This window comes from Salininema proteolyticum, from assembly GCF_042685645.1.
In the GTDB taxonomy this organism is placed as follows: Bacteria; Actinomycetota; Actinomycetes; order Mycobacteriales; family Micromonosporaceae; genus Salininema; species Salininema proteolyticum.
Map to the genome: position 1 here is coordinate 1800855 of NZ_JBHUNX010000001.1, position 24587 is coordinate 1825441.

Annotated in this window: 23 protein-coding genes; 11 read left to right on the forward strand and 12 right to left on the reverse strand. The window is 70.1% G+C overall.

What is annotated here, in order from left to right; translation table 11 throughout:
- Positions 1–118: 118 nt before the first annotated feature.
- A complete protein-coding gene (locus tag ACFTE1_RS08400) occupies positions 119–907 on the reverse strand; it encodes a class I SAM-dependent methyltransferase (protein WP_380617975.1) in 789 nt (262 codons plus the stop codon).
- 71 nt (positions 908–978) lie between these two features.
- On the opposite strand from ACFTE1_RS08400, the gene ACFTE1_RS08405 reads away from it, so the two are divergent.
- The 5 genes from ACFTE1_RS08405 to ACFTE1_RS08425 all read left to right on the forward strand — a co-directional run bounded on the left by ACFTE1_RS08405 (position 979) and on the right by ACFTE1_RS08425 (position 6174).
- Positions 979–1380, forward strand: a complete 402-nt coding sequence (locus ACFTE1_RS08405; RefSeq protein WP_380618067.1) for a YchJ family protein — start codon at positions 979–981, stop codon at positions 1378–1380.
- A 99-nt stretch (positions 1381–1479) separates the two neighbouring features.
- Positions 1480–2985: an alpha/beta hydrolase gene (locus ACFTE1_RS08410; protein ID WP_380617976.1), complete on the forward strand. Its 1506-nt coding sequence runs from the start codon at positions 1480–1482 to the stop codon at positions 2983–2985.
- A 12-nt stretch (positions 2986–2997) separates the two neighbouring features.
- A complete protein-coding gene (locus tag ACFTE1_RS08415) occupies positions 2998–4005 on the forward strand; it encodes a phosphotransferase (RefSeq protein WP_380617977.1) in 1008 nt (335 codons plus the stop codon).
- A 63-nt stretch (positions 4006–4068) separates the two neighbouring features.
- A complete protein-coding gene (locus tag ACFTE1_RS08420) occupies positions 4069–4641 on the forward strand; it encodes an O-acetyl-ADP-ribose deacetylase (RefSeq protein WP_380617978.1) in 573 nt (190 codons plus the stop codon).
- Between the two features lie 117 nt (positions 4642–4758).
- Entirely contained in the window at positions 4759–6174 is a 1416-nt protein-coding gene (locus ACFTE1_RS08425) for a glycosyl hydrolase family 18 protein (protein ID WP_380617979.1), read from the forward strand.
- A 111-nt stretch (positions 6175–6285) separates the two neighbouring features.
- Here ACFTE1_RS08425 and ACFTE1_RS08430 read toward each other — a convergent pair whose 3' ends face one another.
- The 6 genes from ACFTE1_RS08430 to ACFTE1_RS08455 form a co-directional block, all read right to left on the reverse strand.
- The gene (locus tag ACFTE1_RS08430; RefSeq protein ID WP_380617980.1) at positions 6286–6876 is read right to left on the reverse strand and encodes a GNAT family N-acetyltransferase; all 591 of its coding nucleotides are present in this window, start codon (positions 6874–6876) and stop codon (positions 6286–6288) included.
- 3 nt (positions 6877–6879) lie between these two features.
- Positions 6880–7611, reverse strand: coding sequence for a class I SAM-dependent methyltransferase (locus ACFTE1_RS08435; protein ID WP_380617981.1), 732 nt, complete (start codon positions 7609–7611; stop codon positions 6880–6882).
- A gap of 123 nt (positions 7612–7734) precedes the next feature.
- Positions 7735–9258, reverse strand: coding sequence for a SulP family inorganic anion transporter (locus ACFTE1_RS08440; RefSeq protein ID WP_380618068.1), 1524 nt, complete (start codon positions 9256–9258; stop codon positions 7735–7737).
- A gap of 87 nt (positions 9259–9345) precedes the next feature.
- The gene (gene rarD / locus ACFTE1_RS08445) at positions 9346–10260 is read right to left on the reverse strand and encodes an EamA family transporter RarD (RefSeq protein WP_380617982.1); all 915 of its coding nucleotides are present in this window, start codon (positions 10258–10260) and stop codon (positions 9346–9348) included.
- A gap of 61 nt (positions 10261–10321) precedes the next feature.
- Entirely contained in the window at positions 10322–11278 is a 957-nt protein-coding gene (locus tag ACFTE1_RS08450; RefSeq protein ID WP_380617983.1) for an endonuclease/exonuclease/phosphatase family protein, read from the reverse strand.
- Between the two features lie 89 nt (positions 11279–11367).
- Positions 11368–11907, reverse strand: coding sequence for an HdeD family acid-resistance protein (locus tag ACFTE1_RS08455; protein ID WP_380617984.1), 540 nt, complete (start codon positions 11905–11907; stop codon positions 11368–11370).
- Positions 11908–12075: 168 nt separating this feature from the next.
- Between ACFTE1_RS08455 and ACFTE1_RS08460 the strand changes: the two genes are divergently transcribed.
- From ACFTE1_RS08460 to ACFTE1_RS08485, 6 genes are all read left to right on the forward strand, one after another.
- A complete protein-coding gene (locus ACFTE1_RS08460; protein ID WP_380617985.1) occupies positions 12076–13281 on the forward strand; it encodes an ARMT1-like domain-containing protein in 1206 nt (401 codons plus the stop codon).
- 9 nt (positions 13282–13290) lie between these two features.
- Complete coding sequence (locus tag ACFTE1_RS08465) at positions 13291–14109, forward strand: TrmH family RNA methyltransferase (protein WP_380617986.1); 819 nt, start codon at positions 13291–13293, stop codon at positions 14107–14109.
- Positions 14110–14177: 68 nt separating this feature from the next.
- Positions 14178–14867 (forward strand): copper homeostasis protein CutC, encoded by a 690-nt coding sequence (locus ACFTE1_RS08470; protein WP_380617987.1) that lies wholly within the window; start codon positions 14178–14180, stop codon positions 14865–14867.
- A 168-nt stretch (positions 14868–15035) separates the two neighbouring features.
- Complete coding sequence (locus ACFTE1_RS08475) at positions 15036–15437, forward strand: hypothetical protein (RefSeq protein ID WP_380617988.1); 402 nt, start codon at positions 15036–15038, stop codon at positions 15435–15437.
- 271 nt (positions 15438–15708) lie between these two features.
- Positions 15709–16341 carry a uracil phosphoribosyltransferase gene (gene upp / locus ACFTE1_RS08480; RefSeq protein WP_380617989.1) on the forward strand — a complete coding sequence of 211 codons (633 nt, stop codon included), beginning with the start codon at positions 15709–15711 and terminating at the stop codon, positions 16339–16341.
- A gap of 208 nt (positions 16342–16549) precedes the next feature.
- The gene (locus ACFTE1_RS08485) at positions 16550–17575 is read left to right on the forward strand and encodes a hypothetical protein (RefSeq protein WP_380617990.1); all 1026 of its coding nucleotides are present in this window, start codon (positions 16550–16552) and stop codon (positions 17573–17575) included.
- Between the two features lie 134 nt (positions 17576–17709).
- Here the strand turns inward: ACFTE1_RS08485 and ACFTE1_RS08490 are convergent, their stop codons facing one another.
- The 5 genes from ACFTE1_RS08490 to ACFTE1_RS08510 form a co-directional block, all read right to left on the reverse strand.
- Positions 17710–20523 carry an AfsR/SARP family transcriptional regulator gene (locus ACFTE1_RS08490; protein WP_380617991.1) on the reverse strand — a complete coding sequence of 938 codons (2814 nt, stop codon included), beginning with the start codon at positions 20521–20523 and terminating at the stop codon, positions 17710–17712.
- A 163-nt stretch (positions 20524–20686) separates the two neighbouring features.
- Positions 20687–21436, reverse strand: a complete 750-nt coding sequence (locus tag ACFTE1_RS08495) for a tyrosine-protein phosphatase (RefSeq protein WP_380617992.1) — start codon at positions 21434–21436, stop codon at positions 20687–20689.
- Positions 21429–23009 (reverse strand): N-acyl-D-amino-acid deacylase family protein, encoded by a 1581-nt coding sequence (locus tag ACFTE1_RS08500; RefSeq protein WP_380617993.1) that lies wholly within the window; start codon positions 23007–23009, stop codon positions 21429–21431. Before ACFTE1_RS08500 ends, ACFTE1_RS08495 begins: the two co-directional genes overlap by 8 nt.
- A gap of 12 nt (positions 23010–23021) precedes the next feature.
- Complete coding sequence (locus ACFTE1_RS08505) at positions 23022–23603, reverse strand: bifunctional 4-hydroxy-2-oxoglutarate aldolase/2-dehydro-3-deoxy-phosphogluconate aldolase (RefSeq protein WP_380617994.1); 582 nt, start codon at positions 23601–23603, stop codon at positions 23022–23024.
- Between the two features lie 8 nt (positions 23604–23611).
- Positions 23612–24559: a sugar kinase gene (locus ACFTE1_RS08510; protein ID WP_380617995.1), complete on the reverse strand. Its 948-nt coding sequence runs from the start codon at positions 24557–24559 to the stop codon at positions 23612–23614.
- Between the last annotated feature and the right edge of the window lie 28 nt (positions 24560–24587).

Here is a 24587-nt window from a genome sequence, read left to right on the forward strand (position 1 = left end):
CGCGGTCGAGTTCAGAGTCTGCGGCCCGGGCCGACGACTCCGGACCTGCGCAGCGCACGGGAACCCGCCCGGCGCCGGCACGGCGCTCAGGCCCCGCCGGCGGGTGGGAACGCGACGCTCAGACGTCGGCGACGGTCAGCAGGTGGGGACCGCACGACAGCAGGGTGGGCTCGGACTCGACCGACCGGACCATGGCGAGCATGCTCTCCCTCTCGGCGGGCGAGTCCCAGACCTCCTGGAGCCTTTCATGCTCGTAGAGCATTCCTTCGATCATGAACTGCCCGGCGACTTCCAGCCCCGCTTCGGCCGACTCGGCGGCTATCTCCGCGGGCCAGTGCAGGAAGCTGCGAGTGAAGATCCCCCGCTCGTGCAGGTCGAGGACGCCGTCGTCCAGCACGCGGACCGATTCCTCCACGGTCATGGGTCGAGACTTGATATCGGAGCGGAACCGGTTCCACCACAGCGAGGGCCGGTTGATGGTGGCGGCCATGACGCGCCTCCTGGCCACCCGCCGGGCCTCGGCCAGGGCACGAACCCGGTCGGCGCGTTCAGTGAGGTGGTAGAGGGGGCCCAGCAGGAGGACCACGTCGACGGCGTCGTCGTCCAGTTCCAGTTTCCGCGCGTCGCCCAGGACGGCCGTGACGCCGTCGAGGGCGGAGGCGGCCTCGACGTGCCGTTCCACGGGGTCGACGAGCGTGACGTCGTGGCCGTCGGCGGCGAGCCACCCTGCGTGGACGCCGGTGCCCCCTCCGACGTCGGCGATGCGGGCCGGCCCCTCCGGCAGGTGGCGGCGCACGAGCTCTTGAGTGCGGGCGAACTCCAGCCGTCCCCGGGCGTGCGCGGTGAGCCTATCGGTCTCGCCGCCCTTCTCGTAGTACTCCCGTATTCGGGCATCGATGCCGGTCATGGACCGATGTTAGGCGGGTGCTCGGTGCGGGGCAAGCCGTTTTCTCCGGGTATCCTGGCCGGGTGAACGATATGGAACGCTCGGAGAAGCGCTGTCCCTGCGGCACGGGCGACGTCTACGGGGAGTGCTGCGAGCCGCTCCACAGGGGAGAGAGGGAGGCGGCGACGGCCGAAGGGCTGATGCGGTCGCGCTTCAGCGCCTTCGCGTTCGCCGACGCGGACTACGTCATGCGGACCTGGCACCCGCGAACCCGTCCGGACAGTGTGGAGTTCGATCCGGGGGAGCGGTGGACCCGCCTCGAAATCGTCGACAAGACCGACGGGTCGCCCTTCCACGATCAAGGCACGGTTACGTTTCGCGCCTACTTTCGAAACTCGGATGGGCGCGGCTACCTGGAGGAACGCAGCTCCTTCGTCAAGGAGGAAGGGCGCTGGCTGTACCGCGACGGCGACGCCGAGTTTCATCCACAGTAGAGGAAATAGTTTCGGAGCGGGTTTTCTCTTTAGAGGGTCGGCGGGCCCCGCCGGACTGCTAGGATCCGGGCACCGATCCCTGCGACCGAAAGGCCGACGGTGCTAGCCGGACGATCCTCTCTCGCCATTCTGACCGCCACCGCCCTGACCGCCGGGACACTGGCCCTGGACTCCCCAGCGGCCGCCGCCGCGGCGCCGATCGACTGGGAACCGTGCGAAGCCGCGTCCGACGCCGACTGCGGCACCGTGGAAGTGCCGTTGGAATGGGGGAACCCGGACGGCGGGGAGATCTCCATTGCCCTGGCCCGCCGCGAGGCGAGCGGGGAGAGGCTCGGCACCATCCTGGTCAACCCCGGCGGCCCGGGCGGGTCGGGAGTGGACATGGTCCTCTCCGGTCCCTGGATCACCGAGCGGCTCCACGAGAACTACGACGTGGTCGGATTCGACCCGCGGGGCGTCGGCTCCTCGTCGGCCATCGCCTGCGACGCCGATGTCGTCGACCGCTATTCGCGGATGACCGCGCCGAGCGACGAGGAGGAGTTCGACCGGTGGCGCCGGGCCGGGGCCGAGCTATGGGAGGACTGCCGGCGGCGGACCGGGCCGCTGTTCGACAATGTGGACACGATGCAGGTCGCCAGGGACATGGAGGCCGTGCGCGCCTCCCTTGGCGAGGGACCGCTGAACTACCTCGGCCTCTCCTACGGATCGCTCATGGGCCAGCAGTACGCCGAGCTCTACCCGCAGAACGTGGGGGCCATGGTCCTGGACGGGAACATGGACCACTCGGTGGACACCGTCGAGCGGTTCGCCGCCGACGAGACCCGCGCGGTGGAGGAGCTGTTCGGGGAGTTCGCCGCCTGGTGCGGTGAGGACGCCGAGTGCGCCCTGCACGGCGAGGACGTCACCGCGGTCTACGGCCGCCTGCGCGAGGCGGCCCTGCGGAACGAACTGCTGGCCTCCACCGGCGAGCCGAAGGGCTTCGACTGGTTCAACACCATGACCTTCGCCAACCTGATCGACCCCGGCCAGTGGTCCTTCCTCGCCGAGACCCTGCGCCTCCTGGAAGAGGGGGAGACCCCCGCCGAGTCGGTCTCGGCGGACCGCGAGCGGGGCGGGGAGTCGAACTTCGTGTCCCAAGCCGTGTGGTGCCAGGACTGGGGCTTCACGACCGAGACCTTCGCCGAGTTCCGGGCCCTGCGCGACGACCTGGCCGAGCGCTTCCCGACGATGCAGTGGACGCCCTACAACTCCTACTCCCTGATCTGTCAGGGCTACACGGGGGAGACGACCAATCCGCCGCGTCCGACGAGCACCCGGGCCGGTGCGAACATCCTCATGGTCGGCACCCGGTTCGACCACGCCACGGTCTATCCGTGGAACGTCTCGGCCGCCGACCAGAACGGGGCGGCGCTGGTGACCTACGAAGGCTACGGGCACACCGTGTACTCGCAGGGGAGCGGGTGCGTCGACGACTATGTGGACGCGTTCTTCCGGAACCTGCGGCGGCCTCCGGGCGGGGCGTCCTGCCCGGTGGTGGACGGCCTGGGCCGCACCGAGAGCGGACCGGACCCGGCCCCGGAGCCCTTCCCGCGGTGGAACGGGTAGTACAGTGCCCCAATGCCCTTCGATGAGAAATCCCTCTCCGAGGCCTACGGGATAGGCGGGGTCCTGGGCCGGGACGAGCTGTTCGACGGCCACTACCACCGCAGCTGGAAGGTGACGACCGAGACGGGGGCCTACGCGCTCAAACAGATGCGGCCGCCCGTGGCACGGGTCGAGACGAAGCTGGCCATGGCCTGGGCGATGGCCGACCGGGGCCTCCCCGTTCCGAGGCCGCGGAGGGCGGCGCACGGGCGATACGTCTGGATCGACGGCGACAGCGAGCACTACCTGGTGGAATGGGCCGAGGGCGAGCACCGGCGGGCGGGCACCCTGACCCTGTCCCAGGCGGAGTCCTACGGTGCGGCGATGGCCGGCCTGCATCGGGAGATGGACGCCGGGTTCCTCGACGCGGGCTCCCTGGGGCGCTACCGCCGCAGCCCCATAGCGGTGGAGGACGCGCTGGCGCAGCTGGACCGGTTCGCGGGCGTCATCGATGCCAAGGACGTAGCCGACGATTTCGACGCCCTGGCACGGGAGGTCATCGGGCGCAAGAGGGAGCTGCTGCACCGTTTCGCCTCTCACCGCCCCGTGGCCCCGGCCCGCCGGGAGGAGGGTCTCCTCCATGGCGACTTCCTCTCCCAGAACCTGCTGTGGCAGGGCGACCGGGTAGCGGCCGTGATCGACTGGGACCGCCTGCAGTACGGGCCGGTCTCACACGAGGTGGCCCGCACGTGCACGGTCGACTTCGGCATGAACTCGCCGGGCGACCGGCTCGACCTGGACTCGGTGACGGCGTTCGTGCGCGGCTACCATTCCGTCCGGCCGCTGGACCCCGAGGATCTGGCCTTCGCCGTGGCCCACGAGTGGTGGGAGGGGCTGACGCACTTCTGGATGCTGGTCTTCCACTTCGACCGCGCCAAGTACGACTGCGACCTGTTCTTCGCCCCGGAGGCGCGGTTCTGCGACTGGTGGTGCGAGAACCTGGAGGCGGTCCAGGAGGCTTTCGCCGACGGGATCGCCTGACCGGACGCGTCCGGCGGCGGTGTGCGGGAGCACGCCTTGGGGTACCCTCTCAAAGGGGCGCCGATGTGCCTGCGGCGCCGGAGTTTCGAGAGTCGGGAGGTCACTGTGGCCCGGATTCAACTGGTCGAGGGCGACATCACTGAGCAGGATGTCGACGCCGTCGTGAACGCCGCCAACTCGGGGCTGTCGGGCGGAGGGGGTGTGGACGGAGCGATCCACCGCGCGGGCGGGCCGTCGATCCTGGCCGCCTGCAAGGAACTGCGCGCCACGGCGTTCCCGACCGGCCTTCCCGCCGGTCAGGCCGTGGCGACGACGGCGGGGGACTTGAAGGCCCGCTGGGTCATCCACACTGTCGGCCCGGTGTACGACGCCGCCGAGGACCGCTCGGACACCCTGGCCTCGGCCTACACCGAGTCGCTGCGCGTGGCCGCCGAGCTCGGCGCCGCGTCGGTCGCCTTTCCCGCCCTCTCCGCCGGCGCCTTCGGCTGGCCCCTGACCGATGCCGCCCGCGTGGCGGTGGAGGCCGTCGCCACGTCGGAGACCACGGTAGCTGACGTCAGGTTCGTCCTGTTCTCCCCGAAGGCCCTGAAGGCCTTCGCCCGGGCCGCCGAGAGGCTCGGGGTGGAGACCTCCTGATCCCGGGCGCCCCCGTTTCTTTTTAGGAAACCTTCCCATAGGTCTTGACACCGCCCCTGTATATAGATAATGATAAATATCACAGTGTAAAACTGTCTTAACCAAAAGGGGGCTATGGTGGGACAGAAGACAACGAGACGCCTGCTGGCGTCACTGAGCACGGCGCTCATGATCATGGGAACGGCCTTGGCCGCCACGGGCGCGAGCGCGCGGCAACCCGGAGCGGAGGCCGAGTGCACCGACCCGGCCTGGTCGGCCGCGACGGTCTACAACGGCGGCGAGCGGGTCAGCCACTCCGCCGCGACCTGGCAGGCCCGCTGGTGGACCCAGGGCGACGAGCCCGGAACCGGCGGTGAATGGGGCGTGTGGGAGCGGGTCGGCACCTGCGGCGACGACGGCGGCGGCGACCCGCCCGACCCGATCGACCCGGGGCCGTACTACAACATCGGCTACTTCACCGAATGGGGCGTCTACGACCGCAACTACCACGCCAAGAACATCGTCACCTCGGGATCGGCCGAGAAGCTGACCCACATCGTCTACGCCTTCGGCAACGTCCAAGGGGGACGGTGCGCCATGGGCGACCGGTTCGCCGCCATGGAACGCACCTACCAGCCCGGCGAGTCCGTCGACGGCGAGGGCGACCGCTGGAACGACCCGCTGCGCGGCAACTTCAACCAGTTGCTGAAGCTCAAGGCGATGTACCCGCACCTGAAGATCCTCTACTCCTTCGGCGGCTGGACCTGGTCCGGCGGCTTCGGGCAGGCCGCGCAGAACCCGCAGGCCTTCGCCGACTCCTGCTACGACCTGGTCAACGACCCGCGCTGGGAAGGGCTCTTCGACGGTATCGACATCGACTGGGAGTACCCGAACGCCTGCGGATTGACCTGCGACGACTCCGGTCCCGACGCGTTCGCCGACCTGATGAACGCGCTGCGGGGCCGCTTCGGGGGCGACCTGGTCACCGCCGCGGTCACCGCCGACGCCACTCCCGGAGGCAAGATCGACGCCACCGACTACGCTGCGGCCGCCGAACCCTCCGACTTCTTCATGGTCATGACCTACGACTTCTTCGGAGGATGGAACGACGATGTCGCTCCGCACTCGCCCAAGCAGGGCTACGACGGGATCCCGATCCCCGAGTTCCACACCACCGCGGCCTTGGAGAAGTACATCTCCCTGGGCATACCGCCGGACAAACTGCTCATGGGCATAGGCTTCTACGGAAGGGGCTGGTACGCCACCGAAGCCGGGGCCGGCAAGGGCAACGGGCCCGCGCCGGGACGTTACGAACAGGGCATCGAGGACTACAAGCTCATCAAGGACCGCTGCCCGGCGACCGGCGAGATCGGCGGTTCGGCCTACGGGCAGTGCGGTAACCAGTGGTGGGGCTATGACACTCCCGCCACGGTCGCCTCCAAGATGGACTACCTCAAGGGCCTCGGGCTCAAGGGGGCGTTCTTCTGGGAGCTGTCCGGCGACACCGCCGACGGCGAGCTGATCACGGCCATACACGACAACATGCAGACCTGATCCGCGAACGGATCCGACGAGTGAGCGCCGCCCGGTCGCGGGCGGCGCTCACTCGCGGGTGCTGCCAGTGATTGGGGAGCCGGTGCGAGCTCCAAGGCGCCGTGCCGCCACTCAGACGAGGGGCTCCTCGACGAAGGCCACGCGGTCGTCGGTCCCGGGCCGCGGATCCTCGCTCAACCGGCCGTAGACCACGGTGTCGTAGCGGACGCCGTCATAGCGCAGTTTGCCTCGCTGAACGCCCTCTTCCCGGAAGCCGGCCCTGAGCGCGACCGCCCCGGAGGCGGGGTTGTTGGCGCGGTGGCCCAGTTCGAGCCTGGCGACGCCGGCCTCGTCGTGCCACCAGGGCACGAGGAACGACAGCGCCCGCGAGGCCACGCCCTTCCCCCGCGCCCAAGGGACGGTCCAGTAGGACACCCACCCGCAGTCGTGCTCGTCGATCGGCGCGCAGGCGATATTGGCCAGCGCGCGCCCGTCGGGTCCGGTGACGCAGTGGAAGAACGTCCCGGCGCGGCTGTAGCGTTTGGAGGCTCCCTCCAGCCAGGCGGCGGTGCTCGCCTCCAGGGTGTCCCGGGCGTGGAACTGCCCGCGCATGGAGTCGTCGGCGAAGGAGCGGCGGACTTCGTCGAAGTCGGCGGCCTTCCAGGCGCGCAGGCGCAGCGTCGGCGGCTGCGCGCCGGTGCCGGCGTCGGTGGCCGTGTTCAAGGGTCAGGCCTTTCTGACGACGGAGATGATCTCGGGGCTGTCGGGGGAGTAGGGGTTGAGGGCGAAGTCGCCGTACTGGGAGACCAGTTCGAGTCCGGCCTTGTCGAAGAGGCGGTCGAGCTCCTCCTTCCGCGCGAAGTAGAGGGTCTCGCTGCCGGAGAGCGGGCGGGGCCAGGCGGGACTGGTCTCGATCCAGGAGTTGGTGATCCAGCGGTCCTCGACGTTCTTCGCGACGCGGTACTCCTTCTCGATGACCTCCCCGCGCGAGTTGGTCGTGGAGCCGCCGTAGCGCTCGGGCCAGCCCTCCCATCCCTTCACCAGCGGGTTGCGCGTCTCGAACCCGAAGCGGCCGCCGGTCTTGAGGAAGCGGCGCACGGCCTTGAGCGTCGCGAGGATCTCGGCCTCCGACAGCAGGTACTGGAAGGCGTGCCCGGTCATCAGCGCGAAGTCGAACTCGTCGGCCCAGTCGAACTCGGGGGCGGTGCCCTGCAGCCACTCGAACTGGGGGTGGAGGCGGGCCCGGTCGAGCATCCCCCGGGCCGGGTCGATCCCGGTGCCCCGGCCCCTCCAGCCGCGGTCCCACGCCCCCCGGAACTGGTGGCCGGTTCCGCAGCCGATGTCCAGCACCCGGTCGGCCCGCTGCATGTAGGCGAAGTAGAACTCGTTGTCCGGCGCCCACCCGAAGGTGTGGTCGTAGATGTCGGCGATCTCGGGGTCGTCGTAAGGATTGGTCACCGGATCAGTATGGGCAGGTCCCCGGGGCCCGTCAATGGGAATACCTCCGCAGGGCCGGTGAGCCTCCTGATATACGGAAGGGGCCCCGCCGCGCGGCGGGGCCCCTTCCGGCTCCATCGGCGTCTAGTGGGCCGAGGTGAGCTCTCCGGAGAGCTTCTCGTGGATCTCCTGGGAGGACTTGTTGAAGCCGATGACCTCGATGTCCTTGCCGGCCTTGTGGTACTTCTCGCGGACGGCGTCGAGCGCGGCGACCGCGGAGGAGTCCCAGATGTGGGCGTCGCTCAGGTCGATCACGACCGTGCCGGGCTCGCAGTGGTAGTCGAAGGCCTCGACCAGCTGGTTGGAGGAGGCGAAGAACAGCTCGCCGGTCACGGCGTAGACCTCGGTGCAGCCGTCGGGGTCGGTCACGCTGGTGACCTCGACGAGGTTGGAGGCCTTTCGGGCGAAGACGACCATGGCGACCATGACTCCCACTCCCACGCCGATGGCGAGGTTGTGGGTGGCGACGGTGGCCGCGACCGTGGCGACCATGGTGACCGTCTCCGAGATCGGCATGTTCTTCAGCGTCTTGGGGCTGATGGAGTGCCAGTCGAAGGTCACGAACGCCACGAACACCATGATGGCGACGAGGACGGCCATGGGAATGACGCCTACCACGTCGTGCAGGGCGACGATGAGGATGAGGAGGAACCCTCCGGCCGCGAAGGTCGACAGGCGCGAGCGGGCGCCGGACTTCACGTTGATCATCGTCTGCCCGATCATGGCGCAGGAGGCCATGCCGCCGAAGGCGCCGACGAGCACGTTGCCGATGCCCTGGCCCAGCGACTCGCGGGTCTTGGAGGAGCGGGTGTCGGTGGCGTCGTCGACGACCTTGGCGGTCATGAGCGACTCCAGGAGGCCCACCAGGGCCAGTCCGAGCGCGTAGGGCGCGATGACCTGGAGCGTCTCAAGGGTGAGCGGCACGCCCGGCAGGGTCAGCCACGGCAGGCCGGAGGGCAGCTCGCCCATGGAGGAGACGGTCGGGACGCTGATGGCGAACACGACGGTGATCGAGGTCAGGATGACGATGGCCACCAGCGGGGCCGGGATCGCCTTGGTCAGCAGAGGGAACAGGCCGATGACGGCCAGGGCGCCGATCGCGATCGCCCACACCGGCCAGGGCTGGCCCTTGAGGTGCGGCAACTGGGCGAGGAAGATGAGGATCGCCAGGGCGTTGATGAAGCCGACGAAGACGCTGCGCGGGATGTAGCGCATGAGCTTGGCGACTCCGGTCAGCGCCAGTACGACCTGGATGACGCCGGCCAGCAGCGTCGCGGCGATCATGTAACCCACGCCGTGGGAGGCCACCAGCGGGGCGACGACCAGGGCCATGGCGCCGGTCGCGGCGGAGATCATGGCGGGGCGTCCGCCGAGGAAGGCGATGGAGACGGCCATGATGACCGAGGAGAACAGTCCCACGCTCGGGTCGACGCCGGCGATGATCGAGAAGGCGATGGCCTCCGGGATCAGCGCCACGGCGACGAGCAGGCCGGCCAGAAGCTCGGTGCGCACGAACGGGACCAGTGGTTTGGGCAGGGCGAAGCGAGGTGTGCGTGTCTTAGTGTTCAAACTGATTCCAGACTGGGATCGGTGGGGCGCGCGCCTCATCGTTGGGTAGCGCATCTAAGAGAATTCGTATGCCCCCAGGTTATCCGAGCAGGGGTCGTGCGCTCCACCGATAGTGCCGTTCGACACCTATTCGACCGCGGCCGGTATCTTCACTGTGGACTCCCTCACGGCCCGCGATGCGCGCACCGCGTCGACGGTGAAGACGGCCAGGGCCGTCCAGATCAGGGCGAACCCCGCCCACGACACGGGGGTCATGGGCTCGCCGAGTATGGCGACGCCGATCACCATGTGCATGCTGGGCGCGATGTACTGCATGATGCCGATCGCGACCATGGGGATGCGGTTGGCCGCCCCGGCGAAGAACAGCAGCGGCACGGCCGTGGCGACGCCGGCCGACGCCATGATCAGGGCGTGGCCCCAGCCCAGGCGGGCGAAGGTGTCCTCCCCGGTGGAGTTGAGCCAGGCGAGGAACGCCATCGCGGGCACGACGACGGCGGCGGTCTCCCAGAACATGCCCTGGACGGCGGGCAGGCCCAGGCGCTTCTTGACCACGCCGTAGAGGGCGAAGCAGGCGGCGAGGACCAGGGCGATCCACGGCAGCCGCCCGTAGTCGACCGTCAACGTCGCTACCGAGGCCGCTCCGAAGGCCACCGCGGTCCACTGCAGCGGGCGCAGGCGCTCGCCGAACACGAGCAGTCCGGCGATGACGAACATGAGCGGGTTGATGTAGTAGCCCAGTGCGCTCTCGAGCACGTGGTCGGTGTGGACGGCGTAGATGTAGACACCCCAGTTGCCGGAGATGAGCAGCCCGGCCAGGGCGATTCCCGCGAGCTTGCGGGGCGTGGCGAGGATGTCCCTGAGCGTGCCGACCCGGCGCAGGGTGACGAGGATGAGCATGACCAGGACGGCCGACCAGAGGACGCGGTGGGCGAGGACCTCCAGCGGGGAGGCGGGTTCCAGGAGCTTCCAGTACAGGGGGAAGAGCCCCCAGAGGAAGTACGCCGCGAAGGCGTAGAGGTATCCGACACGTGTGTGATTCACATGTGGGAATGCTACCCGCCGCCCTAGCCGCCCGGCTAGACCGTTCCGGTCCGCGGACGGGTCAGAACACCGCCGCCTCCACCAGGATCGGACGGTGGTCCGAGCCGATGTCGTCGAGGACCTCGTAATCGGCGACGGCGACCGTGTCGCGGCTGACCAGGACGTGGTCCAGCGTCATGCCCGGAGCGCGCAGCCAACCGCCCAGATAGCCCTCCATGCGCCACGTCGCGGCCATCGCCCCGCCCGTCACCGAGGCCGCGTCGTCATATCCCTGGTCGAGCACCCTGCGCAGCGCGGAGTGGTCGAGGGTGGAGTTGAAGTCCCCCGCGAGGATCCACGGATCCCCGCCCGGCTCGGGAAAGGAGTCCATGTCCTCCTCCCACAGCGGCACGCGCCAGGTGAAGCGCGGCGCGGCGGTGTGCACGGCCATGAAGTTGAACGCCCCCTCGCCCGGCACGCTGACCCTCGCGGCGAACTGGTGGAAGATCCCGTCGGGTTCGGCCCCCTCCAGGCGCTCCAGCGGGTGGCGGGAGTACAGGGCCGAACCCGACGCGTCCCAGCCGGTCTCCCTGATCGAGTGCGGCATGACCGCGTCCAGCCCGAGCTCCCCGAAGCGGTCCTCGGCGTGCGGAGTGAGCTCCTGGACGGCCATGACGTCGACCTCGCGCTCCTCGACGTACTCGACGACCTTCTCCACGTCGGCGGCGCCCACCAGGAGGTTCACGCTCAGCACCGTCAGATCGCCCTCGCTCGCGGGCGAACCCTCCATCCCGCGCGGAACCCACACCGCCACCAGCGCCAGGCCGCACAGCCCCGAGACCGCCGCCTGCCACCAGTGCCTCGCCAGAGCCTGCCCGCCTCCCAGCAGGAGGAGGCACAGCGCCGCGGCCGGGACGAACCCCACGAGCGCGACCAGGACGAAACCCCGGTCCCACCCGGCGAGGCGGATGACGACGAAGGCGACGGCCAGGGCGCTCAGGATCCACGACAGGACCCGGATGAACGGAGATCTCAACATGGCGACATGGTAGGCCCGCACTTCCACCGCCGACGACGACGGGCCCCGCTCCACGGTGGAGCGGGGCCCGTCGTCGTCGGCTTATCGCCTCAGGCCTTCGCCGAGTCGCGCAGCTTCTTGAGCCGGACGGCGGCGATGATGGAGAACACGCCCCACGCGATCGCGAACAGGCCGATCGCCCACGTCAGACCGAGCACGCCCGTACCGGGGTTGAAGATCAGCACGAAGCCCAGCGCGACACCGGCCGCACCCGAGAGGATCAAGAGCCAGCGGCCCGCCGCGTCGCCCTTGAGCTCGATGCCCTTGACGATGTACGACACACCGATGACCACCGCCCACACCGCGATCAGCACCAGCAGCGCCAACGTGCTCTCCAACGGCCAGATGAACACCATGATGCCGATGAGCACACCGAGGATGCCGGTGAAGATCAAAAGGCCCCGGCCCTCACCGCCCTTCGCGCCCATGATGATCGCGAAGACACCGTCTATCAGGGAATACGCTCCGAAGAGAATGACGAGGGTGTAGGCGGTCAGGCCGGGCCACACCCAGGCCATGACACCGAAGAGGATGAGGAGGAGGCCGCGGAACAGCACCCAGCCCCAGTTGCGCGTCAACAATTCGAACATGGTTCCCGACCTCGCAGTTCACATAGGATGTCCACTCGCATTATCATGCCCAAACCGACAACCGGAGTATGATTCGCGGAAATGGGCGCCCCCGGGCCCCTATAATCGACCCCGTCGCCGCGCGACGACTAGCGGCGAACGCCCAGCGAGAACGAAAGAGGCACACCAGTGTCGTTCCAGGACGGACCCGCGCCCATCGGCATCGCCGACCCCGCCGACTACGGCTGGGGAGTCTTCCACAACCGCCACCCCCGCCTCATCGAACGCCTCACCGCCGACTTCCCCTACTCCGCCCGCATCCGCGCCGCCCTCGCCGCGCTCCAGACCGAGACCGTCGAAGGCACCGTCTCACCCCTCCCCACCGTCGGCGACCACGCCTGGGGCTGGGCCCAAGGCCTCGACGAGAAGGTCGGACTCCCCTGGTCCCGACTGTCCTTCCTCTGGGCCGAGGCCCTCTTCTACCGCCGCCTCCTCATCGCCGTCGAGTACTTCGACGCCGACTCCCCCTGGCACGGCGTCGACCCCTTCGCACCGGTCAAGAACGCCGAACTCGCCCCCGACGCCATCGCTCCCTTCCTCGACCGCGCCGCCACCGCCCTCACCCTCCCCGACGACGAACGCCGCCACGCCGTCCTCGAGACCAGCCTCTGGGGCAACCTCGCCGACCTCGCCGTCCGCATCGACACACCCGGCATAGGCGCCACCGACCGCGACCACCGCCTCCTGTCCGACGACGGACCCCGTATCTGGACCCTCCTGGAGAACACCGCGCCCGGCACCGTCGTCATCATCGCCGACAACGCCGGACGCGAGATCACCGCCGACCTCCTCCTCGCCGACGAACTCCTCCGCAGCGGACTGGCCGCCGACGTCGCCGTCGACGTCAAACCCCAGCCGTTCTTCGTCTCCGACGCCACCGCCGCCGACCTCTCCGCCGCGCTCGCGCACCTGCGCGGCCACCGCGACGAGGCCGTCTCCGCCGCCGGAGACCGCCTCGCGGCCGCCGCCGGCGAAGGCCGCTTCACCGTCGAGACCCACTGGTTCTACACCGCTCCCCGCACCTACCGCGACCTGCCCGACAGCCTCCGCAAACGCTACGAGCGCGCCGTCCTGGTCATCGCCAAGGGCGACCTCAACTACCGGCGCCTGACCAGCGACCTGCACTGGAACTTCTCCACCCCCTTCGAGGACATCGCCTCCTACTTCCCGACCAACCTCGCCGCGCTGCGCGTCATGAAGAGCGAACTGGCCGCCGGCATCGACGCCGCGCTGGCCGAGGAGCTCGAGAAGTCCGGGCGCGGCTGGCGCACCGAGGGCGTCTCGGCCGTCATACAGACCGCGCTGCTCGCCGACGGCGACCTGCCGCCCCGCTAGGGTAGAGCGGTGAGTGTGCGACCCAAGCTGATCAGCAGCGCCCAGAACCCCGAGGTCAAGAAGATCGCCGGCCTCAAGAAGCGGCGCGAACGCCGCAAGAGCGGGCTGACGGTCGTGGAGGCCGGGGCCGAGCTGCGGCCGGCCTTGGCGGCCGGGGCCCGGCTGCGCACCCTCTACTACGCGCCCGACCTGGTCGACGACGCCGACCGCGAGGAGTTCCTCTCCCACGCCGAGGAGCGGTCCCTGCCGGTGGTGGAGGTCGGTCCCGAGGCCTTCGCCAAGATGGCCTACCGCGAGTCGCCTGACGGCTGGCTGGCCACCGCGGACCTCCCCGACGGGGACCTCGCCGACATCGCGCCCGGCCCCGAACCGCTCGTCCTGCTCGCGGAGGGCGTCGAGAAGCCCGGCAACCTCGGGGCGATCCTCCGCACCGCCGACGGGATGGGCGCCGACGCGGTCATCGCCGTCGACTCCGTGGTCGACTGGGGCAACCCCAACGTCGTGCGGGCCTCCAAGGGCATGGTCTTCTCCGTGCCGCTCGCCTCGGCCGCCCTCGAGGAGACCCTCGCGTGGCTGGCGGAGAGGGACGTCCGGATCCTGGCGGCTACCCCCGAGGGGGCCGTGGACTACACCGCGGCCGACTACTCCGGCGGCGTCGCCATCGCCGTCGGCGCCGAGCACTCCGGCCTCACCGGCGAGCTGGCCGGCGCCGCCTCCCAGCGGATCGTGATCCCCATGCTCGGGAACGCCGACTCGCTCAACGTCTCCACCTCCCTGGCGATCATCGCCTACCACGCCCTGTGGAAGCGGCAGAGCGCCCGGGCGTAAGCGAGGCCACCTCACCAGACCTGTGCGGCCGACTCCGCCGGCCCCCCTTCCGGTGGCACAATCGCACTGTGCATACGGAAACAACTTCACACGCATTGCTAGAGGTCATCGCGCTCGACGCCGCCGACGCCGAGGCGGCCGCGGCGGGAGGGGCCGACCGCCTCGAGGTCGTCTCCGACATGGCCTCCGACGGGCTCACCCCGTCGGTCGCCACCGTCAAGGAGATCGCCGCCGCCACCGACCTTCCCCAGCGCGTCATGCTCCGGGCCAACGCCGGGTTCCAGACCGGGCGCGACGAGCTCCGGCGGCTCGCCGAGGCGGCCTCGGAACTGGCCGACGCCGGAGCCGAGGGCTTCGTCTTCGGTTTCCTCGACGCCGAGGCGTCCCTCGACGAAGAGGCCGTCCTCGAACTGATCGAGGCCACGAGCCTGCCCTGGACCTTCCACCGCGCCATCGACAACTCGCTGGACCCGGCCGAGGTGTGGTCCACCGTCAACGCCCTGCCCCGCCTGGACGCCGTCCTCACCGCCGGGGCCGCCGGGGGAGTGGCGGCCGGAATGGACGTGCTCCTCGGCCGCGAGCCCTCCCACCGGCTCCTGGTCGGCGGCGGCCTCAAACTCGACCACCTCGACCGGCTCTACGACGCCGGCGTCCGCGGCTTCCACATCGGATCGGCCGCCCGCAGCGGATGGGACCGTCCCGTCGAGGCCGAGAAGGTCCGCCTCTGGCGCGACCGGCTCGACACTCTCGCCGGGTGAGGATCGGCCGCCGGGTGTGAACACCGTCCCATCCGGCGGCCCTCGTCGGCCGGCGCGCCTTCGCGCTTGGCGGCCGCGCCTAGAATGGGCGCAGACTCCCGCCTCCCGGCGGGGCCACGACCATGCGACCCGCGTCGTTCACCGGACGCGGCCGAAAGGACAAGCCGTATGAAGACAGCGACTCGCGCCGCCGCGGCGGCCCTCGCGGGCCTTCTCTCGCTCGGAACGCTCGCCGCCTGCGGAGAGGACCCCGTCGGCGACGCCAAGGATCAGCTGTCCTCGCTGGAGATGCCGAGCCTGCCGGACATCAGCGTCGACCCCGGTGCCGACCTGACGGCGGCGAAGGACACCCTCAACGACGCCATCTCCACTGTCGCCGACTTCCAGATCGTGGAGCTCACGGTGGACAAGGCCGGGGAGGTCCTGACCATCGCCACCGACGCCGCCAGTCTCTCCGACTCGGACCTGGCCATCCTCAAGCAGGTCGCCGACACCGTACAGGAGGGCGCGAAGAACATCGCCGTGCAGGTCACCGACGCCGCCGGAGAGGTCGTCAAGACCTACTCCTAGGCTCGGCGTCGCGCGCGGGGTCTCAGCCCTCAAGGGTCAGGGCCGACGACGGCACGGCCCGGTTCGGCGCCGCGAGCGGGGCCTCAGCGGACCGCAGCACGAGCTTGTTGTTCCACAGGTCCTCGGCGCCGCGCGCCTCAGCTCGCCGCGTACGACCGCATGAACGGGCCGGGCCTCCGCGCCGGGGCTTCGACACCCCGGCGCGGAGGCCCGGCCACATGTTCGCCCGCGGGCTTCCCCTGAGACGTTCCTTACGTCTACCCTGGTGAACGTGGATGTAAACGTAGTCAATCACCCGTTGGTCGCCACCCGCCTGAGCGTTCTGCGCGACAAGGAGACCGGAGACCCCGAGTTCCGCTCCACGCTGGACGAGCTGACCTCCCTGCTGGTGTACGAGGCCAGCCGCGACCTGCCCGTCCGCGTCGGCGAGATCCATACCCCGGTATCGCCCGCGGAGGGTTACCAGTTGGACAGCCCGCCGCTCCTGGTGCCGGTGCTGCGGGCGGGCCTCGGCATGGCCGACGCCGCGCGCCGCCTCATCCCGGAGTCGACGATGGGCTTCGTGGGGCTGGCCCGCGACGAGGAGACCTTCGAGCCCCGCGCCTATATGGAGTCGCTGCCCGAGGACCTCTCCGGTTCCCGCGCCATCGTGCTGGACCCCATGGTCGCCACGGGCGGTTCGCTCCTGCACTCCTGCCGGCTCCTGGCCGACCGCGGCTGCGAGGACATCATGATCGTCTGCGTCCTGGCCGCTCCCGAGGGCATCGACCGCCTGGCCGAGTCCGGGCTGCCGCTGACCATGGTGACCGCCTCGGTGGACGACGGGCTGAACGAGAACGCGTACATCGTGCCCGGGCTCGGCGACGCCGGGGACCGCCTCTTCGGCGCGATCCGCCGATTCTGAGGCGCGGCGCGAATCGCAGAACCCGATATCGGGGCGGCCGTGCCGGTCGCGCGACCGGATGCGGCTCAGATCAAGACGTGTGAGACGGCTGCCGAGCGGATCTACGCTCGGCAGCCGTTCCCGTGTCCGGAACGACGATCGGATACCCGACAGTCCTCACCGAGTGTCGCGGGCCGGGCTGATCCTCTCGCCCCCTTAGTGTCGGGGCATGCCGAGCCAAGAACACGAGACTCCGCTGCGCCTGCTGCAGCGCAAACCGGAAGTGGCCGTGCGCCTGCTGCAGTACGGCGGCGTGCACATCGCCCCGGTCGACGAGGTACGGGCCGTGTCCGAAGTCGCCACCGACCTCGAAGTGCGGACGCTGACTTGCGATCACGTCGCCCTCTGCTATCGGGAAGGCGTCCCCGTCAGCGCCGTGATCGTCGAAGTGCAGCGCAGCAAGGACGCCGAGAACAAGGACGAGCGCCGCAAACGGCGCTGGGCCTGGCCCGCCTATCTGGCCAACATCGCGCACAAGTACGGTCTGCCCACCTATTTCGTCGCCATCTGCTTCAAGGCGGCCGTGGCCGAATGGGCGAAGGGGCCCTTCGCCCTCGGACACCCGGGCTTCGAACTGCGGCCCATCGTCCTGGGTCCGGACAATTTCCCTAAAGTCACCAGGACCGCCGGCGACGGGTCCATGGCCGAGGTTGCCGCCCTGTCCGCGATGGTGCACCAGAAGGAGCCGGAGTACAACGCGATCCTGTCGGCGTTCTTCGCCGAGATCAAGGTGCTTCCCGAGGAGGAGGGCACGCGGTATATTAAGTACCTCCTGGCCTCGGTGGAGGAAGAATCGCTCAAGATAATGGAGGAATTCATGGCCATGACGCTTGAACCCTACCGCGGACGCCTGTGGCAGGAATGGACTGCCGAGGTCCGCGCGGAACTCGAGCAGGTCCGCAGTGAGACGGACGCACTGCGCAATGAGGCGGACGCAGTCCGAAGTGAGGCGGACGCACTGCGCAGCGAGAAGGACGCACTGCGCCGCAAGGTGGAAGCGCGGCGCCGTGAAGAGCGAACCGCCCGACTCGAACAGAACCGGACGCTGCTGGCCAACCTCGACGAGGCCCTTGGGCTGGGATTCACCGAAGAGGACCGCCGCCGGATCCGGCAGTGCGACGACCTCGACACCGTGAACCGGTGGCTGGAGGCCGCTTCGCGGGGGAAGACAAGGGACGAGATCTTCGGCGCCTGAGAGATCTTCCTCGCACGGTTCCCATCGATACCGCGCTCAAAAGAACTTGCCGGTATCGATGGTTCTTCATTGTGCTCACTGCGGCCGGTAGTACGCCACGGCCGAACCGGGATTCTCCTTGGAACGGGTCGCGGTCAGAACATCAAATCCCTGGGGCGCCACGGGTGGCGGCCGTCCTCGACCGCCACCCGGATCTCGGGTCCCACCAGTCCGATCTCCTCGGCGATCGTGAGGGCCGCGATCCAGTTGTCACGGGCCTCGCCCTTCCGCCCCTCGATCCAGCACACCTCCCCTAGTCCCCAAAGGGCCTGGACGTACGAGTCGCTGCGACGACGGCCGCGTCTGTCGAGGTCGCGTTCGACACCGGCGAAGCAGATCCGGGCCTTCACCGGCACACCGGCGTCGATCAGACGAAACCCGTGTTGGCTCAGTGAAACCGAAAGATCCCGGAACGGGTCCGCCATATCGCGGCGCAGACTCTCGGTGCTCGCGGCCAGCGCCGCGGCGAAATCGCCGCGCCGGGCGCGTACCAGGGCACGGTGGACCCAAGCGATGGCCGCGGCCCTCGGCTCCCCCTCCGCCTCGGCCGCCCGGCAGGCCACCACGGCCGACTCCTCCGCGTCCTCCCACCGCTCCTCCTCCAGCGCGAACAACGTCCTGTGCATCAACTGGACCGCGGTCCCCGTTTCGCCGTTGCGCCGAACCAGGTCCACGGAGATGTCGAGGTGCCGCCGGGCCTCTGCCATGTCCCCGACCCTCCGGTACTGCTCGGCTATATCGCCGTGCACGGCATAGTCCCAGTCCGCTTCGGACAACTCGGTCAGGCGCCGCAGGGCGCGCGTGTACTCCGAGAGCCGGCTCCCGCGGTACATGAAGGCGGGGAAAGTCGCGTGGAACAAGAGTTTGCCCTCGTGAGCGAGGTCGGGGTGCTCGTCCGCCACCGTCCACAACAGGGCGATCAGGGAGGGCAGCTCATCGTCCAGCCACCGCTCGCCCTCGGCGAGGGACGCGAACGACCGGCCAGGGGCGAACCCAGCCGCCGCGATGCGGTTGACGCGCTTCCACAAACGGGCCCCCTCCAGTTCCAATACATTGCGCCCGGAAGAGGCGTAGAACCCGACGAGCCTCCGGATCCGGTCGCGCCGTTCGCCGACCGCCGAGTTCCGGTCCTCCTCGCGTGCGAAGAGGCGCAACAGGTCGTGCAGGCGGAACCGCCCCGCCGCCACGGGCTCGGCCAGGCGCTGCCGCACCAGAGTCCGCATCGTCGCAGCCACCTTCTGCGGCGTGGACTCCGCCAGGGCGGCAAGGGGATGCAGGGAGACGGTGTCGCCGGGAAAGGACCCGGTCAGGAAGAACAGGTCACGCGCTTCCCGGCCGGACGGGGAAGACTCCAGAGCGCGCAGTGAGACGGCGAGGACGGATCTCAGATCCCGCTGCCCGTCGTCCATTTCGCCCAGGCGCCGCCGCTCGTCTTCGATCGCGGCGAGGATTTGGTCCGGCGCCGTGCCCCCGTCGGACTCCAACCGGGCGGCGACGATCCGCAGCGCCAGCGGCATCCCGGCACAGTGCCCCGCCAGCACGCCCCAGTCGACCTGGGAGAGGGAGGCGCCCTGCGAACAACGCCGCAGCAGGTTCACGGAGCTGCTCCACGCCAGCGGGCGCAAGTGCAGGTTCACACCGGGGTCCATGCCCGCCAGCGAGCACCTGCTCGTGACGAGCACCGCGCAGGACCCGCTGCCCGGCAGCAAGGGAGCGACCTGGTCGGCGTCACGGGCGTCGTCCAGCACGACCAACATCCGCCGACCGGAGACGGCGGTGCGAAACTGCGCCGCGACCTCGTCGAGACCGGCCCGCTCGACAGGCTCATGCCCGAGCGACCGCAGGAACCTCTCCAACACCTCCCCGGGAGCGAGCGGGTCGGCCCCCGGCGTCGCGCCGTTGAGGTTGACGTACAACTGCCCGTCGGGAAAACACTCCGCCAACCGGTGGGCGGTGAAGACCGCCAACGCGGACTTGCCGACCCCTCCCGTGCCGTTGACGGTGGCCAGCCGGACACCGCTGTCGCACGCATCGGTGAAATGGCCGACGAGAGCGGAGACCTCGTCCGCCCGCCCCACGAAGTGTGTGGGGACCATGGGAAGCTGCCTCGGCGCGGCGACCGGAACCGCGGGCTCTCCGTCCGACTGGACCGGCGCGGAGAGAGCCCGAGCGTAGGCCCTGGACAGGCTGGCACTCGGATCGACGCCGGCCTCCTCGGCGAGGCGTTCGCGGAAACCGTGGAACAGGGCGCTCGCCCCGGCGGCGTCGCCCATCGAGGCCTTCGCGCGGAGCGCCTGCCCCACGGCCTCCTGGAACAGCGGTTCGCGGTCGAGCAGCCGGTTCGCGAACTCCAGCGCCGCGGCCGGAGCGCCGGTGTCATTGAGCGCTGACGCCCGCCTTACCTCGGCTTCCCGCACGGCGCGTTCCAGACGCGCCCGTTCGGCGGAGAAGAACGCTCCGTCCCAGCCGGACAGCGGATCGCCCCGGACCAGGGACAGAGCAAGCTCGTACTTCTTGAGGGCGTCGTCGGCGCGCTCGGCCCGGTGGTCGGAGGCCGCCGACCGGAGGGCGCGGTCGAACGACTCCACGTCGGTCCGACAGCGGCGCAGGGTGAACAGGGACCGCGAGGCGCAGTCGAGGAGGCCCGGGTCGAGGTCGCCGAGCATGCGGCGGAGCCGGCCCACGAGGTTGAGGGCCATCCGGCGCGGATAGAGAGGGGGCGAGTCCTCCCAGAGGACGTCGATGATCCGGTCGGTGGAGACGGGGCGCTCCGCGTTCAGGGCGAACAGGGCCAGCAGCTGAGGGAGCTGACGGCCTTTGAACTCCAGGGGCGAGCCGCCCCACGACGCCTGGAACGGACCCAGGAGGGCCACGTGGAGGAGCAGTCCGGAGGAGGTGGAGATCGACATATCTATTATGCTATTCGGTCATGTCTCATTTCGGAACGTCCGCTTCTAAGCCCCGGGATGAGCCGGGCCGGAGGGGAGTGCGCGGCAAGCTGCGCAGACTTGAGGCGATAGACCCCTATCGGCAGGCGTACGCCGAGCGGCCCCGTCCCGTTCGGCTGAGCCCCTAGGACTCCACAAGCGAACGGCGCAGGGCCGCGACGTCGGTCAACCCGATGACCCTCGCGTACGTCTCGATCGACCCGAAGCGCTCGCGGACCATCGCGAAGGCCGCCGGAATAGTCTCGACCCTGCAATGGTCGCTCGCACCCTCATAGTCGGCGGGATCGACGCCCGCCCGGCGCGCCCGGATCCGGTCGACGCCGACATTGCTCAGGACGTAGTCCGCGGCGATCTCCTCGTCGGACACCCCGGCCAGGCTCAGGGCCACGGCGATCACAATGCCGGTCCGGTCCGTCCCCGACATGCAGTGCACCAAGGTCGGATCGCCGCCGGCGACGACGTTCAGCGAATCGCGGACGGACTCCCAACCGGTCTCCATCACGGCGGCATAGCGCTGCGCGAGAAAGCCGGGAAGGTCTCCGTGCACGGCCGGGTCGGCGTCCGTTCCGTCGAACCGGTCCCAAGTCAGGTGGACCATGGTCAGCTCGTGGAGCGTCTGACCCGCCGCGACCGGGAACACGCCGTGCTCGGAACGCTCCCCGGACGTGCGGAGGTCGATGATGTTCCGGATCGCGGGCGCACGGCGCGTCAGCTCGCGATCGGCCCGCGTGGCGTACCGCCAATGGTCGGACCGGTAGAGCTTGCCGGGACGGATCCTGCGCCCGTCCTCTGTGGGGAGGCCTCCCATGTCGCGGAAGTTGCAGACACCGGAGGCGGGAATGAAGCGGTGGTCGCGGGCGCCGGTTTCAACCATGGTTCCGGACGTTCCTCCTCAGCGCCCGCCCGGCGCGCTCGCCGGTCGGCTCGCCGTCGTCGATCACGGTGCGGCCGTTGACGAACACGTAGGGGATCCCCTCGGGCAGGCGCCTCGGCTCCGCATAGGTCGACCCGGCGGCCACGGTGTCGGGGTCGAAGAGGACCACGTCGGCCTTCTTGCCCGCTGCGAGCAGGCCGCGGTCGGCGATCCCGGCGCGGGCCGCCGCGGCCCCGGTCAGGTGGCGGACGCACTCGGCGATCCCGAGCACCCCCGCCTCGCGGACGTAGTGTCCGAGGTAGCGGGGGAAGGAACCCCAGGCGCGGGGGTGGATGCGGGTGCCGTGCAGCAGCCCGTCGGAGGATCCGGTGTGGACGGGGTGGCGCATGATGTGCCGCAGGTTGTCCTCGTCGCCCACGTGCATCAGGCAGGTGGAGCGGGCCCTGTCGGCGATGAGCAGGTCCAGGTAGAACTCGGCGGGCGCCGTTTCCCCGGCGGCCTCGGCGACCGACTTGCCCGAGAGGTGGGCGAGCCCCTCGTCGGCGACGCCGCTGATCTCGATACCGGTCCAGTCGACGGGCACTCCGTGCGCGCCGTCGGTGCCGACCACGTCGAGTTCGCGGACGATGCGCCGGCGCTGTTCGGGGTCGCGCAGCAGTTCCAGCTGCGCCTCGGCGCCGCCCTCGGCCGTCCAGCTGGGCAGGAGGGCCGAGAGCATGGTCGACCCGGCCAGGTAGGGGTAGGAGTCGAGGGTGACGTCCAGCCCGGCGTCGACGGCCTCGTCCACCATGGCGGTCAGTTCGTTCGCGCGTCCCCGGTTGGGGGCGAAGTTCATGGTGGCGTGGGCGAGGTGCACGGCGCAGCCGCTCTCGCGACCGATCCGGAGCATCTCGGCGTAGCCCTCCAGGGCGCCGGCGCCGTAGGAACGCTGGTGGGGGGAGTAGTAACCGCCGTGGGCGGCCACGACGCGGCAGAGTTCGACCAGTTCGGCGGTGTCGGCGTACATGCCGGGGGTGTAGGACAGGCCCGCAGAGAGCCCCAGGGCGCCTTCGCGCATGCCCTGGTCGACGAGCGATTTCATGCGCGCCAGTTCGGCGTCGGTCGGCTCGCGGTGGTCCCAGCCCATGGCGAGCAGGCGGACGGTGCCGTGGGGGACCAGGTAGCCGAGGTTGGCGGCGGAGCCGGCGTCGACGGCCGCCAGGTAGTCGGCCACGGTGCGCCAGGGCGGGGCCTGTTCGCCGTTCCAGGCGGTGAGGACCTGCGCCAGTTGCGGAGCGGTGTCGGCGTCGGAGGGCACATAGGACAGTCCGTCCTGGCCGACGATCTCGCTCGTGCACCCCTGTGCGAGTTTGGCGCGGTGGTCGCCTTCGAGGGCGGCGGTGTCGGAGTGCGCGTGCATGTCGATGAATCCGGGACTCGCGGCGAGCCCGTCGGCGTCCACGACCCGCGCTCCGGGCGGTGTGTCGAGTCCGGGGCCGACGGCGGTGATCTCGTCGCCCTCGAGGAGGAGGTCGCCGCGGAACGGCTCGGCGCCGGTGCCGTCGACGATCAGCGCGCTTCGCAGGTGCAGCATGGGTTCCCCCGTCTAGAGCAGTTCGGCCAGTTTGGCGGGGTCGCCGAGGTTGGAGCCCATGCCCACGACGTCGGCGCCGGCGGCGAGGTAGTCGGGGGCGGTCTCGGGCTTGACGCCCCCGGTGGCGACCGTTCTCAGGCGGGGGAAGGGCCCCTTGACGGCCTTGAACCAGGCCGGTCCGAGCGCGGCGGCGGGGAAGACCTTGACCCAGTCGAGCCCGAGGTTCACCGCCTGGGCGGCCTCGGTGGGGGTGGCGACGCCAGGGAGGTGCGGCATTCCGGCCGAGGCGGAGGCCCCGGCGACGGCGGGGGAGAGGGAGGGGGCGACGGTGTAGGCGGCCCCGGCGCCGTGGGCCCATTCGACGTGGCGGGCCGAGACGACGGTGCCCGCCCCTACGCTCTTGCCGCGGTCGGCGCCGGCCTCGACGGCGGCGGCGAGCGCGGCGACCTGGTGCTCTTCGCCGATGGGGACCTCGACGTGCTCGACGCCCGCGTCCCAGGCGGCGGTCGAGGCGGCGAGGGTGTCCTCGGGGGACAGTCCCCTGAGGATGACCATGATGCGGTGGCCGCCGAGGATCTCGTCGAAGGTGGTCATGGTGCTCCTTACGTGTCGGATGAGGTGGGTCGGGTCCGGCCGGCCATGATGGCCTCGACGCGGTGCGGGTCGGGGGCGGGGGCGGTGTCCCCGACGCTGGTGAGTGCCAGGGAGGCCATGTAGTGGCCGAGTTCGAGCCAGACGGGCGGGGCCGCTTCGCGCAGGAGGCCGTGGAGGACTCCGGCGGCGAAGGCGTCTCCGGCGCCGACGGCCTCGACGACGTCGACCGGCGGGGTGGGGAGGTGCACCGGTGGCTGGTCGCGCAGGTACAGGGTCGCGCCGACCGCTCCGTCCTTGACGACCAGGGCGGTGGGGCGGGGGAGCAGTTCGCGCACGTCGTCGGGGGTAGCGGTGTTCCACAGCGTCTGCGCCTCGTCGAGTCCGGTGAAGACGAGGTCGGCGGACTCGGCCAGTTCGCCGAGCACGGGGGCGGCCTCGGCGACGCTCCAGAGGGCGGGGCGGTAGTTGACGTCGAAGCTGAGGATGGAGCCGGTGCCGAGGCGGCGGCCGTCGACGGCGGTCTTGACCATCTGCGCGCACGTGTCGGACAGGGCGGGGGTGATGCCGGAGAGGTGGAGGGCGCGGGCGGCGGGGACTTTGTCGAGGAAGCCCGGGCCCATGCGGGAGGCGGCCGATCCGGCGCGGTAGTAGTAGACCTGGGTGCCCTCTCCGGTGGGGTCCTTGAAGTAGACGCCGGTGGGGGCGGAGGAGTCGTACTCGACGCAGCGGGTGTCCACGCCCGACTGGCGCAGCACGTCGATGATGTGCCCGGCGAAGGGGTCTCCGCCGAGGCGGCCGGCCCAGGCGACGTCTCCGCCGAGGGCGGCGAGGCCTATGGCCACGTTGGACTCGGCACCGGCGCAGTGGAGGGACACCGAGTGGGCGTCCCTCAGGCGGTGCGGCGGGGGGACCGATCCGACGATCATGGATTCGCCTATGCAGACGGCGTCGAGCATGGAGTTCCCTTCCGGGGGCGGGGTGTTC

Excerpts from the sequence above, each read along its gene's own strand:
- ACFTE1_RS08400 (WP_380617975.1), bottom strand. The coding sequence starts at position 907 with ATGACCGGCATCGATGCCCGAATACGGGAGTACTACGAGAAGGGCGGC.
- ACFTE1_RS08405 (WP_380618067.1), top strand. The coding sequence starts at position 979 with ATGGAACGCTCGGAGAAGCGCTGTCCCTGCGGCACGGGCGACGTCTAC.
- ACFTE1_RS08415 (WP_380617977.1), top strand. The coding sequence starts at position 2,998 with ATGCCCTTCGATGAGAAATCCCTCTCCGAGGCCTACGGGATAGGCGGG.
- ACFTE1_RS08420 (WP_380617978.1), top strand. The coding sequence starts at position 4,069 with ATGTGCCTGCGGCGCCGGAGTTTCGAGAGTCGGGAGGTCACTGTGGCC.
- ACFTE1_RS08440 (WP_380618068.1), bottom strand. The coding sequence starts at position 9,258 with ATGAGGCGCGCGCCCCACCGATCCCAGTCTGGAATCAGTTTGAACACT.
- ACFTE1_RS08450 (WP_380617983.1), bottom strand. The coding sequence starts at position 11,278 with ATGTTGAGATCTCCGTTCATCCGGGTCCTGTCGTGGATCCTGAGCGCC.
- ACFTE1_RS08455 (WP_380617984.1), bottom strand. The coding sequence starts at position 11,907 with ATGTTCGAATTGTTGACGCGCAACTGGGGCTGGGTGCTGTTCCGCGGC.
- ACFTE1_RS08475 (WP_380617988.1), top strand. The coding sequence starts at position 15,036 with ATGAAGACAGCGACTCGCGCCGCCGCGGCGGCCCTCGCGGGCCTTCTC.
- ACFTE1_RS08485 (WP_380617990.1), top strand. The coding sequence starts at position 16,550 with ATGCCGAGCCAAGAACACGAGACTCCGCTGCGCCTGCTGCAGCGCAAA.
- ACFTE1_RS08490 (WP_380617991.1), bottom strand. The coding sequence starts at position 20,523 with ATGTCGATCTCCACCTCCTCCGGACTGCTCCTCCACGTGGCCCTCCTG.
- ACFTE1_RS08495 (WP_380617992.1), bottom strand. The coding sequence starts at position 21,436 with ATGGTTGAAACCGGCGCCCGCGACCACCGCTTCATTCCCGCCTCCGGT.
- ACFTE1_RS08500 (WP_380617993.1), bottom strand. The coding sequence starts at position 23,009 with ATGCTGCACCTGCGAAGCGCGCTGATCGTCGACGGCACCGGCGCCGAG.
- ACFTE1_RS08505 (WP_380617994.1), bottom strand. The coding sequence starts at position 23,603 with ATGACCACCTTCGACGAGATCCTCGGCGGCCACCGCATCATGGTCATC.
- ACFTE1_RS08510 (WP_380617995.1), bottom strand. The coding sequence starts at position 24,559 with ATGCTCGACGCCGTCTGCATAGGCGAATCCATGATCGTCGGATCGGTC.